13 protein-coding genes are annotated in these 12,703 nt (G+C 63.2%); 10 read left to right on the plus strand and 3 right to left on the minus strand.

Features of this window, described 5'->3' with window-relative positions; genetic code table 11:
- The first annotated feature begins 37 nt into the window (after nt 1–37).
- From AAFP29_RS08660 to AAFP29_RS08670, 3 genes are all read left to right on the plus strand, one after another.
- Nucleotides 38–1,342 carry a competence/damage-inducible protein A gene (locus AAFP29_RS08660; protein WP_419216928.1) on the plus strand — a complete coding sequence of 435 codons (1,305 nt, stop codon included), beginning with the start codon at nt 38–40 and terminating at the stop codon, nt 1,340–1,342.
- 80 nt (nt 1,343–1,422) lie between these two features.
- The gene (locus tag AAFP29_RS08665; RefSeq protein WP_419216929.1) at nt 1,423–1,926 is read left to right on the plus strand and encodes a hypothetical protein; all 504 of its coding nucleotides are present in this window, start codon (nt 1,423–1,425) and stop codon (nt 1,924–1,926) included.
- 233 nt (nt 1,927–2,159) lie between these two features.
- Complete coding sequence (locus AAFP29_RS08670) at nt 2,160–2,498, plus strand: hypothetical protein (RefSeq protein ID WP_419216930.1); 339 nt, start codon at nt 2,160–2,162, stop codon at nt 2,496–2,498.
- Nucleotides 2,499–2,510: 12 nt separating this feature from the next.
- Here the strand turns inward: AAFP29_RS08670 and AAFP29_RS08675 are convergent, their stop codons facing one another.
- Nucleotides 2,511–3,131: a TetR/AcrR family transcriptional regulator gene (locus AAFP29_RS08675; RefSeq protein WP_419216931.1), complete on the minus strand. Its 621-nt coding sequence runs from the start codon at nt 3,129–3,131 to the stop codon at nt 2,511–2,513.
- Between the two features lie 65 nt (nt 3,132–3,196).
- On the opposite strand from AAFP29_RS08675, the gene AAFP29_RS08680 reads away from it, so the two are divergent.
- Together AAFP29_RS08680 and AAFP29_RS08685 are read left to right on the plus strand one after the other, a co-directional pair.
- Nucleotides 3,197–4,411: an oxygenase MpaB family protein gene (locus tag AAFP29_RS08680; RefSeq protein WP_419216932.1), complete on the plus strand. Its 1,215-nt coding sequence runs from the start codon at nt 3,197–3,199 to the stop codon at nt 4,409–4,411.
- A gap of 132 nt (nt 4,412–4,543) precedes the next feature.
- Nucleotides 4,544–5,770, plus strand: a complete 1,227-nt coding sequence (locus AAFP29_RS08685) for an alpha/beta hydrolase family protein (RefSeq protein ID WP_419216933.1) — start codon at nt 4,544–4,546, stop codon at nt 5,768–5,770.
- 9 nt (nt 5,771–5,779) lie between these two features.
- Here AAFP29_RS08685 and AAFP29_RS08690 read toward each other — a convergent pair whose 3' ends face one another.
- A complete protein-coding gene (locus AAFP29_RS08690; RefSeq protein WP_419216934.1) occupies nt 5,780–6,163 on the minus strand; it encodes a DUF5997 family protein in 384 nt (127 codons plus the stop codon).
- 33 nt (nt 6,164–6,196) lie between these two features.
- Here AAFP29_RS08690 and AAFP29_RS08695 point away from each other — a divergent pair, with 33 nt between their 5' ends.
- The 5 genes from AAFP29_RS08695 (at nt 6,197) to AAFP29_RS08715 (ending at nt 12,070) form a co-directional block, all read left to right on the plus strand.
- Nucleotides 6,197–6,916: a LysR family transcriptional regulator substrate-binding protein gene (locus tag AAFP29_RS08695; RefSeq protein ID WP_419216935.1), complete on the plus strand. Its 720-nt coding sequence runs from the start codon at nt 6,197–6,199 to the stop codon at nt 6,914–6,916.
- A 70-nt stretch (nt 6,917–6,986) separates the two neighbouring features.
- Complete coding sequence (locus tag AAFP29_RS08700) at nt 6,987–8,444, plus strand: FAD-binding protein (protein WP_419216936.1); 1,458 nt, start codon at nt 6,987–6,989, stop codon at nt 8,442–8,444.
- A 29-nt stretch (nt 8,445–8,473) separates the two neighbouring features.
- Nucleotides 8,474–9,235, plus strand: a complete 762-nt coding sequence (locus tag AAFP29_RS08705; RefSeq protein WP_419216937.1) for a decaprenylphospho-beta-D-erythro-pentofuranosid-2-ulose 2-reductase — start codon at nt 8,474–8,476, stop codon at nt 9,233–9,235.
- A 124-nt stretch (nt 9,236–9,359) separates the two neighbouring features.
- Entirely contained in the window at nt 9,360–11,291 is a 1,932-nt protein-coding gene (locus AAFP29_RS08710) for a galactan 5-O-arabinofuranosyltransferase (RefSeq protein ID WP_419217251.1), read from the plus strand.
- Nucleotides 11,288–12,070: an MBL fold metallo-hydrolase gene (locus tag AAFP29_RS08715; protein ID WP_419216938.1), complete on the plus strand. Its 783-nt coding sequence runs from the start codon at nt 11,288–11,290 to the stop codon at nt 12,068–12,070. Before AAFP29_RS08710 ends, AAFP29_RS08715 begins: the two co-directional genes overlap by 4 nt.
- A 100-nt stretch (nt 12,071–12,170) precedes the next feature.
- On the opposite strand, the gene aroQ is transcribed toward AAFP29_RS08715, so the two are convergent.
- Entirely contained in the window at nt 12,171–12,656 is a 486-nt protein-coding gene (aroQ, locus tag AAFP29_RS08720) for a type II 3-dehydroquinate dehydratase (protein ID WP_419216939.1), read from the minus strand.
- Nucleotides 12,657–12,703 lie beyond the last annotated feature (47 nt).

A 12,703-nucleotide genomic window follows, 5' to 3' on the forward strand; every position in this document is an offset into this window, starting at 1 on the left:
GCGGGTGAGCCACCGGGTGGTCAGTAGGCTTAGCGGCGTGAATGTGCGCGCAGGGATCGTGGTCACCGGAACGGAAGTCCTCACCGGCACCATCAGCGATCGGAACGGCCCGTGGGTGGCGCGATCACTCCTGGATATCGGCGTCGACGTAGCCCATATCCTGATCTGTGGTGATCGGCCCGACGACCTCACCGCGCAGCTGGCATTCCTGGCCGCCGAAGGTGTCGACCTGATCGTCACCACCGGTGGCCTCGGCCCAACCGCCGACGACCTCACCGTCGCGACCGTGGCGGCGTTCACCGGGCGAGAGTTGACCCTCGACGTCAAGCTTCAGGCGCATATCGCCGACATCATCGCCCGCTGGCGACGCGCCTCGGGAACCGACTCGGCGGCCTTGGCCGCCGGAATCCGAAAACAAGCACTGGTTCCCGCCGGTACACAGTCGATTCCGCCCGTGGGTACCGCTCCCGGTGTCGCGATCCCGGCGTCGCCACAGAGTTCACCGGCGTTACCGGCGATACTCGTTCTGCCTGGCCCACCCGCCGAATTGCAGGGCATGTGGGCAGCGGGGCTAGCGTCCAACGCTGTCGCACAAGCACTCTCGGGCCGAACTGCCCACCGGGCCCAGACCATCCGCGCTTATCGCCTGTCCGAGGCAGACCTGGCCGCGACGCTACGCGACGCCGAAGGTCAGGTCGACGGACTTGATCGTCTGGAGATCACCACCTGCCTGCGGGGCGGCGAAGTGGAGATCGTCACCCGCTACGACGTCCAAGCGCAGTCGACCTACGATGCGCTCGCCGCCCACTTGACCAAACATCATGGCCCGCAGATTTTTTCGACCGACGGGTCGACTATCGACGACCGGCTGGCGACGCAGTTGTCGGGACGATCGGTGGCGACGGCTGAATCATGCACCGGCGGACTCGTCGCCGCCCGCTTCACCGACCGCGCCGGGTCATCGGAGTATTTTCTCGGCGGAGTCGCCGCGTACGCCAATGAGGTGAAGACCGAAATCCTCGGTGTACCAACCGAACTCATAGTCGAGCACGGTGCGGTCAGCGAGCAGGTTGCGCGGGCGATGGCCGATGGTGCGCGCCGTGCGCTGCGCACCGATACAGCGGTATCCACGACCGGTATCGCCGGTCCGGGTGGCGGCACCGACCGCAAGCCGGTCGGCACGGTGTGCTTCGGTATCGCGGTGGCCGGTCAGCCGACGCACACGCACACTGTCGTGTTCCCCGGCGGACGTTCGACCGTGCGCGCCCTGGCCACGACGGCGGCCTTCCACCTGTTGGCCGAGGCTTTGAGCGGCGGTGAAGAAGGTCCAGCCAGTCGCTGAATCTTGCAACACCCGATCAACTGTGATCTGATAAATCAACTATTCACATTGATACATTCAGGTCTACGGGGGATGCCAAAATGTTTCGTCGGGCTCGGTCGACGATCGCGGTAGCGCCGGCCATAATCATCCTGGCCATTGCCACTCTGATGAGTGGTTGCGCCGCCAGTAGTAGCGCCGAACGTCGGGACGGCAACCACTCCCCGACGTCGTCGGTGGCCACTTCAGTCGCACCAAGTGACGATCTACGCGAGATCACCGCGGTGACCCGCAAGGCCATCGATGCCTATAACACCGGCAATCTGACAGCACTCAAGTCTATTTCGTGCGGCGCTCTCAAGACTGACCTCGCCAAGACGACGACCCGTGATTTCCGGGACGAATCCCGTGCCGATCTACGCCGGCGCGGCACCGGGACAGTTGTCTCGATTTCCGAGCTCAAGACTCTAAATACCCACGCGACTGGGAATGTCGTCGTGCAATATCAGCGACAGGTAGCCGGGTTGGACGCCCAGAATCGTATCCACTTCGAGGGCACCTACAAGCGCGTCAAAGGTACCTGGCGGATTTGCGGAGTGGACTAACTTTCATCATTGATACTCGACGACGCGCCCCGCTAAGACTGTCGATAATTGTCGCGGCAGTTTTGATCCCACTAGCGGCGGCTGCCGTTGGCTGGCAGGTATGGAACAGATCGCACCAGGACGAGTCATCCTGCTGGTATTCGCAGGCAATCTACGAGAAGGTGTACCGAGTCGAACGCCTGTCAGACCGGGCCACGCACTCCGACGTGATCGCCGTGGTGAGAATCGACCAGGTGACCGATGTAGTCACGAAGAACGCACCCTCGACAACATTCTCGGCGTCGCCGCTGGTCACCTATCGAGGCAATCCGGGGAATTCGATAACAATCGAGCAGGCCGGAATCGACGGCTGCCGATCAGAAAATGACCCCATCCTGCAGCCCGGTAAGAAGTACCTACTATTTCTTCAGTCAGACCGGGCAAGCAACCGCACTGTCACGTACACCCAAATGTGGACCGAAGGTCAGACCCCATTGTCAGCACAACAGGTGCGGGCAGCCGAGAATTCACAACCAATCCCCGGACTGCAGAAGGTCGTCGACAGTCTGCCGAAATATCCTTTCCAGAAATAGCGCGAGTGGCGCTTACACCGATGCAGCCGCCATCGACAACCGGACACATACTTCGGCGAGTTCATCGGCAGACATATCCCGTTCGATCAGCCACGCCTCGATCAAGCGATTCACACCGCCGACGACGAACCGCGCGATGCGATAAGCCGCCGGGGTATCGATCGGCGGTGTATCGGGCAATTCGGTGAAATGAGCGACCATGACACCGGCGATGAGATCGAGGGTCTGGCGACGACGATCTTCCAGCCCGACCATCCCGGACATATCGCTGGTTACGATGCGAAACATCGCCGGGTCGGCTTCGAGAGCGGTCAAATATCCAGAAAGCGCCGCATGCAGTCGACGGTCGACCCGGCCGCCGGTCGCGCTGCTCGCGCCGACCATCGTCGCAACCATCTCGTCGCGAACCTGATCCGCGACGGCGAGGATGAACGCGTCACGATTCGCGAAATGCTCGTAGAAATAACGGTAGACCAGCCCTGATTCTTTGCAGACCCCGCGCACGGTGATATCGCCGACGCCCGATCGTCCCCAGGCTTCCCGACCCACCGCGATGAGTTTCAGACGTCGTTCCTCACGGCGCGTGTCCGCGCTGACACCGCCGTAGTCGCGTACCACCTCGCCGCGCACCATTGACCGGAATTCTAGACACGTCTATCTTTGGAGAACAGTCGTTGTCCAAAAACGGAGCCATACTCATGACCGCGCAGATTCCTCGACGACATCCTGCGAAACCCTGTCGAATCCCGGTCGGCGTCGCAGTGTTCAGTCGGCTACTCGGCATTCGCGGCCCCGACGCCGCGCAGTTCCGTCGCTTCGGCGAAGCTCTCACCGAGGGGGATCCGCTGATGGACGACCTCGTCGGATGGATGACCGAAACCGGCATGAAGAGCACGCGGCCGCTATTCGAACAAGCCCTGGCCAGTGGCATCGACAGTGTCACCGACGCCCCGGCACCTCTTCGCAAGTTCTTCGCCATCGTCGAGCAGACGCCCAACTGGGTGGACCCGGCGATATTGCGGGTGGGTGCGCAAACCATGAACAGCGGTGGCGCCGACGGCCTGTTCATAGCCCGCGACGTCGCATTGCTCGGCGGATACAGCTTCTCCGGCTTCAACCAGACCCTGCTGCGGACCGGCGCACTGGAGAAGGGCTCGAACAAGCGATTCGCCGAGACCTCGCAATGGGCGCTCGACGTGATCGCCGACGACGGTCTGGAACTGTTCGGTGCCGGCTACCGCTCAACGTTGCGTGTCCGGCTGATCCACTCCCTGGTGCGCAGTCATGTGGTTGACCTGCCCGACTGGGATTCTGATCAGTTCGGGCTGCCGATCAACCAGACCGATATGGCCGCAACCCTGGTCGGAGCCCTGGTTGCTCCGATGGTCGGCGGCCTCGGCATCGGGCTGGTCAACAGGCCGTCGGAGTACACGGCAGTCGGCCATCTGACTCGCTACGTCGGCTGGCTGATGGGTGTCGACGACGAGTTCCTGCCGGGCGGGTTTCGTGATTCGATCCGCATGCTCGCGCATACGTCGGCTGCGTTGTCGATCCCCGACGAGACGTCGCCGCAATTGGCACGACCGATGGTCGACGATCCGCTGAGCTGGAACTATCGACACTTCCGCACTCTTCGACGTCGAATCGCGCGGTCACAGCATCTCTCGGTCAGCGCGTTCTTCCTCGGCTCGCGAGCGATGGCCCAGCTCGGTCTGCCGACTCGGGTTATGCCGTGGTACCCGCTGCTGCGCATCCCGGTCAACGCAATCCGGTCCGTGGCGGCCTTCCTGCCCGGTGGTCGCGAACGCGCCAGCCGCCAGGGTCGTCGCAGCCAGGAGCGTTTCATGGTGACAATGCTCGAGGCTCCCGCGAGGATCGGCGAGTCGACGCAACTGGCCCAGCACGCGGCGTAGCGCCCGTCCTACCGCCCGTCCTACCGCGAAAATCGTCCGAATAGGTGGTGGGCTGGGGCAATATGCCCTCGCCGGGGATGTATTCGGACGATTTTCACGGATGGCGGCAGCAGTGGCCTAAGCTCGGCAATCGTGAGTATCGTGAGTTCGCGCAACTTCTTTCGGCTCGGCGCGGTTGGCGTCATCGTTCTAAGCGCCACCGTCGCTGTCGCATTGACAACCGCGGTCGCCAATGCGGAGAAGCTTCCGCCTACCGGCACACCGCAGTGGTCGGGTATGGACGTCCGCGCGTACGACGGTCCGGTGCCAGCCAAGGCGGGTACCCTGATCGCTCACGTGCCACTACCCACCCGACTGTCGGTTCCGGCAGCCGGATCGGCGTACCGCATCCACTATTCGACGCCGAATCAGCACGGCAAGATGGCAACCAGTACCGCGATTGTGTTGCTGCCCAACGGAAAAGCCCCCGCTGGTGGCTGGCCGGTGCTCGCCTGGGCACACGGGACCGTCGGACTAGGCGATGACTGCACCCCATCGGCACAGCCACGCTCGCAACGCGATTCGGACTATCTCTCCCACTGGCTCCGCAACGGCTATGCCGTCGTCGGCACCGACTACGTCGGACTGGGCACTCCCGGCCTGATGAGCTACCTGAATGGCCGATCCGAAGCCCACTCAATCGTCGACTCGGTGAAAGCCCTTGGACAACTTGATGTTCCAGTGGCCAAACGCTGGGCGATCGTCGGGCAGTCGCAAGGTGCCGGAGCCGCGCTCAACGGTGCCCGCTACGCGACCGAACTCTCCGGCGGAACTGGACTCGACTACCGCGGCGTCGTCGCAACCGGCACCCCGGCCAATATCGAGCAAATCATCGCGCTCGGTTCACCCACCTTCCCACCGGTAAAACTGCCAGCTGGACTCAACACCTACGCGGCCTACATCATGGCGGGATTCATCGACGCCCGGCCCGACCTGCACCCCGAACGGGTACTCACCCCGTACGGCCGCCAGATCGTGGCCCAGGCCCGCGAACTCTGTTACCCGGAGATGAGCGAGCTGATGGACGGCAAACAACTCACCAGACTCTTCGCGCGGCCGATCACATCCATCCCCGGCGTTCGCAAAGCGCTCGCCGACTACATGGGAACCCCGTTCAGCGGCTACGACCGGCCAATTTTCCTCGGTCAGGGACTACGCGACATCGACGTCCCCGCACCGTCGGCGCTATCGCTTTACGCACAGATGAAGGCGAACAACCAGCCCGTCGAATTGCACGTCTATCCGAGCCAGGACCACTCCGGCACCGTTTACGCGTCGATGGCCGATTCCACCCCATTCCTGGCGCGGATCCTGCGCTAGGGCGGCGACCTAGTCGGACGCTTCGTCTTGCGCAGCCTTACGTTTGCGGTCTTCCGCGCGGACGCGCTTGGCCGTTTCTTGTTCCGCGACAAGCCAATCCGGCTTCTCCGCGAGGAGCGCCTTGATTTGCTCGGTGGTCAACGCTTCGGTGATGTCGTTGCGGACCAGCGCATTCAACGACACGCCTAGCTTTGCCGCGACCAGGTTCTTGGGGTGCGGGCCGTCGCGGCGCAAGTCCTGCAGCCACTGCGGCGGTTCCAATTCCAGCGCGGCGAGTTCTTCGCGGGTAATCGCATTCGCCTGGAAGTCCGGCGGCGTCGCCGGAAGGTAGACGTCCAACTTCTTGGCGGCGGTGAGGGGCTTCATCGCTTGCGGTGACGGCTGCGAACTCATCAGACCAGCGTATCCGGCGGTACCGTAACCATCGTGACCGCGCCCGCAGCTCAACCATTCCGGCTCGCATTCGTACCGGGTGTGACCCCCGCGAAATGGGTGCGAATCTGGTCCGAGCGACGTCGTGATCGGATCGAATTGGTGGCGTGCGACAACACCGACGCCGCACTGAGCCAGTTATCCGACGGCACCGTGCAAGTCGCGTTGGTTCGCGAGCCTCCCGCCGAGGTCGGGCTCAATGTCATTCCGCTCTATACAGAAACGACCGTGGCCGTCGTCGAGAAGGAGCATCTGTTCACGGCGGTCACCGAAGTGGCCCTGACCGATATCGCCGACGAACCCCTGTTGATACCCCTCGATGACCCGTTGACCTGGCCCGATCGCCCAGGCGTCCGAGTTGACCACCGACCCGCGACAGTTAGTGACGGCATCCAGCTGGTAGCCACCGGGATGGGCGTCCTGCTCGTCCCGCAGTCGTTGGCCCGGCTGCACCATCGGCGCGACGTCGCCTATCGCCCGGTTCAACACGCACCGCAGACACCCGTCGCGCTGGTGTGGCGCCAAACGTCCCCGCAGGTGGAGGAGTTCGTCGGCATCGTACGCGGACGCGGCCCCAACTCATCTCGAGGCGAGTCCGAACCCGCCCCGAAACGCACCGCGCGCGAGAAGATGCTCGCTAAACGAGCAGCTCGGGAAGCCGCCGGTAAGCAGCCTCCGTCGCCACGCAAACCCCGACGACCCCGCAGTCGATAGGGGTCGCGATCATCACAACACCCGAAGACCACACCCGCTTCTCAGGTACCCACAGGTATCCTCAAGCCCGATGTCTACTACCAAACAGACCCCCGACGCTCCGCTCGACGCCGCGTCCGATCTCCCCATCGAGACCCGCCGTCTAGTCGGCTGGTCGCGCACCACGCCCATCGACGGGCAGGTTCTGGAGACCAACGACGTCGAGGTAATCGCCAAAGCGGTCGCCCGCGTCGCCGACGACAATGCCGACAAGCCGACCTATCTGCAACGCGGTGTCATCGCACGCGGACTTGGGCGCTCCTATAACGAGTCCGCGCAGAACAGCGGTGGCCTCACCGTCGATATGACGCGGATCAATCGCATCCACAATATCGACGGTGAAACCGGGATCGTCGACGTAGATGCGGGCGTCAGCCTGGACCAGTTGATGCAGATCGCACTGCCTTTCGGCCTATGGGTTCCGGTGCTGCCAGGTACCCGTCAGGTCACCATCGGCGGTGCCATCGCACACGACATCCACGGCAAGAATCACCACAGCCAGGGCAGCTTCGGCAATCACGTGATCGAACTGACGCTGCTCGTCGCCGATGGCCGCATTCTGACCCTTAAGCCGGGCGGCAGCCCCGACGACGCCAACGGCGAACTGTTCTGGGCTACCGTCGCGGGTATCGGCCTGACCGGGATCATCCTGCGCGCCAAGATTCAGATGAAGCGCACTGAGAGCGCGTACTTCATCGCCGACACGGCCCAGACGCACAGCCTGCAGGAAACGCTCGATCTACATCTGGACGACGGTTTCGAGGACGGCTACGAATACGCGTCGGGCTGGTTCGACACCATCAGCGCACCGCCGAAGCTCGGTCGTGGCACCTTCTCACGCGGCAATCTCGCCACCCTCGACGAACTGCCGGAGAAGTACCGCAAGAATCCACTGAGCTTCAACAACAAGCCGCTGATCACCTTCCCCGACGTCTTCCCGCGCGGCCTGGCAAACAAGCTGAGCTTCTCGGTCGTGGGCGAGGCGTACTACCGCATCGGCCCGCCCAGTGAGGGCAAGGTCAAAAATCTCGCGCAGTTCTATCACATGCTCGACGTCTTCGGTGACTGGAACAACGCCTATGGACGCGGCGGCGGTTTCGCGCAGTACCAGTTCATCGTGCCCACCGGCAACGAGGGCGAATTCACCCGCTTGATCGAAGATATCCAGGCATCGGGTCACGTCAGCTTCCTCAACGTGATCAAGCTCTTCGGCGACGGCAACAAAGCTCCGCTGAGCTTCCCCTTCAAGGGTTGGAACGTCTGCCTCGACTTCCCGATCAAGAAGGGGCTGGCACAGTTCCTCAACGGGCTCGACGCCCGCGTGATGTCGATGGGCGGACGCCTATACACCGCGAAGGACTCGCGGACGTCGGCTGCCAGCTTCCACCAGATGTACCCGCAGCTCGACTCCTGGATCGCGACTCGCCGCGGCATCGACCCGACCGGGGTGTTCATGTCCGACATGGGCCGCCGCCTCGAACTGAACTGACCTGACTTCCCACCTAAGGACTTAGACACATGATCAACGCCGTCGGCGTACCGCAATCCATCCTCGTACTCGGTGGCAGCTCTGAGATCGGCCTGGCAATCACCGCCGAGTACCTATCCCAGGGCGCTTCGCGCGTCGTACTCGCGACAGTTCCGGGTGACCCGGCCGCTGCCGCAGCAGTCGACAAGATGAAGGCAGCCGGTGCCGCGACCGTCGAGCAGATCGACTTCGACGCCATCGACACCGATTCGCACGGTGCCGTCATCGACAAGGCCTTTGCCGGCGGCGACATCGACGTCGCCATCGTGGCCTTCGGCATCCAGGGCGACGACGAGCAGGCCTGGCAGGATCAGAAGCTGGCCGTCCTGGAAGCCAAGATCAATTACACCGCAGCGGTTTCCGTCGGCGTGCTGGTCGGCGAGAAGTTCCGCGCGCAGGGCCACGGCCAGATCATCGCGATGAGTTCGGTCGCCGGCGAGCGTGTCCGTCGTAGCAACTTCGTCTACGGCTCCACCAAGGCCGGACTCGACGGATTCTACCTCGGACTCGGAGAAGCCCTGCGCCCCTTCGGTTCTCGCGTGCTCGTCGTACGCCCCGGTCAGGTCCGCACTCGACTGTCCGCACATGTCAAAGACGCCCCGCTCACCGTGGAGAAGGAGGTCGTCGCGCGTCTCGCAGTCGCTGCCGCCGCCAAGGGCAAAGAAATCGTCTGGGTCCCCGGTCCGTTCCGCTACATCATGATCGTGCTGCGCCACATCCCTCGGCCGATCTTCCGCAAGCTTCCGGTGTAGCTCCAACTAGCCCACAACAAAACCGGGGTTCACGACAATTATCGTCGTGTACCCCGGTTTTTCGGTGGGGTAGGGCCAGTGCACTAACCTCGACCCGGTGACGGCAACGCAGAAGTCAGCCCCGGTGTTCACCCGATCGCGCCTCATCGACGCCGCTGGGCTCGTCGCCACCGTCGTAGTCGGGGCCATCGTCGCCTACGCGGCGCTGCTGGTCATCGGCAAGGTCGACTGGCCAGCGTTCAACTCGTCGAATGTCACGCGGGCACTGACAACCATCGGACAGGCCGTGGCGATCGCGGTATTGGTCGTCGCTGTCATCGCTTACCGGCTCCGGCGCTGGGCACCGGCACTACCGATACTGTCCGCGGCCGGCGTGGCCGGATTCGTCACGATCACCCTGGGAATGCCGCTGGGCGCGACGAAGCTGTACCTGGGCGGCCTCTCGGTCGATCAACAATTCCGCACCGAATACCTCACCCGGCTCACCGACTCACCGCACCTCGCGGATATGACCTATCACGGACTCGCGCCGTATTACCCGGCCGGCTGGTTCTGGATGGGCGGTCGCTTCGCTCAGTTCGACGGCCTACCCGGCTGGGAGGCGTACAAGCCCTGGTCGATTCTGTCGATCGCTGTCGCCGCGGCATTGGCCACCGCGCTGTGGAACCGGATGATCGGCACCGACCGCGGCATCGCTGTCTCACTCGCGGTCACCGTCGTGACGCTCATATACGCCGCGCCCGAGCCTTACGGCGCGGTACTGATCCTGCTGGGCGTGCCGATGCTGGTCGTTTTCGTTCACGCCTTACGCGGTCTGCGAGGAACGTCCGTTGCCGGATTGCGAGCCACCTCCTGGCCCGCGGTGATCGCCTCCGGCCTCTTCATCGGACTTTCCGCGACGTTCTACACCCTGTTCACTGGACTTCTCGCCGGCATCACGATCCTGCTCGCCTTGTGGTTCTCGGTAGCCGGGTGGCTCGCCACCGCCAATAAGGCACGACCCGCAGCCGATGTTCGAGCACAGCGCCGAACGCTCATAGTCGGCGTCGTCGGACGACTCGCCGCGATGGGGATCATCGGTGGGCTCGTCGCTCTATTCGCCTGGGCACCTTATCTTTCCGATCGTATTTCGGGCACCGCCGCCAGTGGCGGCTCCGCGGAGCACTACCTGCCCGAATCCGGCGCGCTCTTCCCGATGCCGATGTTCGACGTCTCGCTCGTCGGCGTTCTGACGCTGATCGGCCTGGGGTGGGTACTGTTGCGATTCCGGCAGCGGACTATCGCGCTGGCCTTCGCGGCCGCGATCGTCGGGGTGTACGTGGTAGTCGCGATCTCATTGTTGCGCACGGCAACCGGCAGCACCCTGCTTTCGTTCCGCCTGGGTCCGGTACTTATCGCAATCCTTTCCGCCGCAGGCATATTCGGGATCGGGGAGCTCGCGCGAGCCGCTGTCGGGAAATTCGGCGACGTGCGTTTTGTCATCGGCGCGCTTGGCATCATCGCCGCGGTGGGCATGGCACAGAGCGTGCCCGGCATGCTCAGCTCCGACGTCACTACCGCCTACACCGACACCGACGGAACGGGGGTCCGCGCGGACAAGAAGCCGGCCGGCGCGGAGTCTTATTTCCCCAAGATCCACAACCTCATTCGCGACCAGACCGGTAAACCTGCTGACCAGACGATCGTGCTCACCGCCGACTACGGCTTCCTATCGCTCTACCCGTACTGGGGATTCCAGGGATTGACATCGCATTACGCGAACCCACTTGCCGAATTCGACAAGCGCGCCAAGATAATTGAACGATGGTCGAAGATCGCCAGTCCCGATGAGATGATCACCGAGCTCGATGGCGCGCCCTGGACGCCGCCCACGGTATTCCTGTTCCGCTACAGCGCCGACGGCTACAGCCTTAAACTCGCCGAGGATGTGTACCCCAACGATCCCAACGTGCGGCGGTATACGGTGACCTACCAAAAGTCCGCCTTCGCCGATCCACGTTTCCGGGTGACTGAGGTGGGACCGTTCGTGCTTGTTGTCAGGGAGGGTCGCAAATGAACTCGAAGAATACCCGTTCGCCACGCTATGAGATCACCTCCGTCGAATCTGACTCCGGGACAGCCTATTTCGTCTACACGGACGTTTCGAACTGGATTATTCTCAGATCCGGCGACGATCTCACCCTCATCGACGGCGGATATCCCGGTCAGGCCGACGCCGTCGTCGAGTCCATCCGGATGACTGGCGGCCGGCCCGAAGCTGTCGTCGGCGCGCTGCTCACACACGCGCACGTCGATCACATCGGCGGATTGGCGAAAGTCGCTGCACGGTACGGGTTTCCGGTCTACGCCGACGAACTCGAGGTCGGGCATGCGCGGCGGGAGTATCTTCAGCAGGCCGCCCCGGCCGACATCGCACCCCTGGCGATACACGGACGCGGCCTGCGCTGGCTGTCGAAGATTATCCCGCTTGGTGCGCTGAGTAAGGCCGGAGTGGCTGCGGCACATGCATTCCCGTCGACGTCGAACCCGCCCGCGCTGGACCTGCCCGGCGCTCCGGTGCCGGTCCCCGCATACGGACATACGAATGGGCACAGCGGCTTCCTAGTCACCGACGGCGAGGCACTCATTTCCGGCGACGCCCTGATCAGTGGACATATGACCTCCGCACTGACCGGCCCGCAATGCCTATCCAAACATTTCCAGCATGACGTCAACGCCAACCGCGCTGCGGTGCAATCATTTACCGGCCTCGACGCTCAGATTCTGATGCCTGGGCATGGCCCACTGTTGCGGACGAGTGTGGCTCAGGCAGCGCGGGAAGCCTTGGGACGGTAAAGGCTTCGGCCAATCAGGCCGGTCGGAGTCGAGGTCGGCCAGTTCACCTGCCCAACAGATCACCTTCGTTGAATGGTCGAGTAGTGCTTGTCACGAAGTGTTACGCCCGGCTCCCCTGACCTGACAGATGCTCGGTCAGGAACTGCACGGCGTAGTCGTAGCCCGCGACGCCCAGTCCGGTGATGGTCCCGACCGCGATCGGCGAGACATACGAATGGTGGCGGAACGACTCCCGCTTGGCGACATTGCTGATGTGCACTTCGACGATCGGCACTTCGGGTACCAAGAGCGCGTCAGCCAGGGCAACAGAGGTGTGTGTCCATCCGCCCGGGTTGATGATGATGCCGCTTACCTGACCACGGGCCTCGTGAATCCAGTCGATCAGCTGCCCCTCGTGATTGGTCTGCGCGGACCGCAGACCGAAGCCGCGCTCAGCGGCCCGACGTTCGGCCGATTCGACGATCTGCGTCAGCGTCGTCGATCCGTACACGTGGGGTTGACGAACACCCAACGTATTCAGATTCGGTCCGTTGAGCAGAAGTATCGGCAGCGGCTCTGCGCCGGGGGCAGCGGAATCAGCGGTCATCTGATCACCTTAAGTCAGGTGCATAGGCGCAACCGATACCATTTCCC

Origin of the sequence: Gordonia sp. CPCC 205333 (assembly GCF_048537885.1) — a bacterium.
In the GTDB taxonomy this organism is placed as follows: domain Bacteria; phylum Actinomycetota; class Actinomycetes; order Mycobacteriales; family Mycobacteriaceae; genus Gordonia.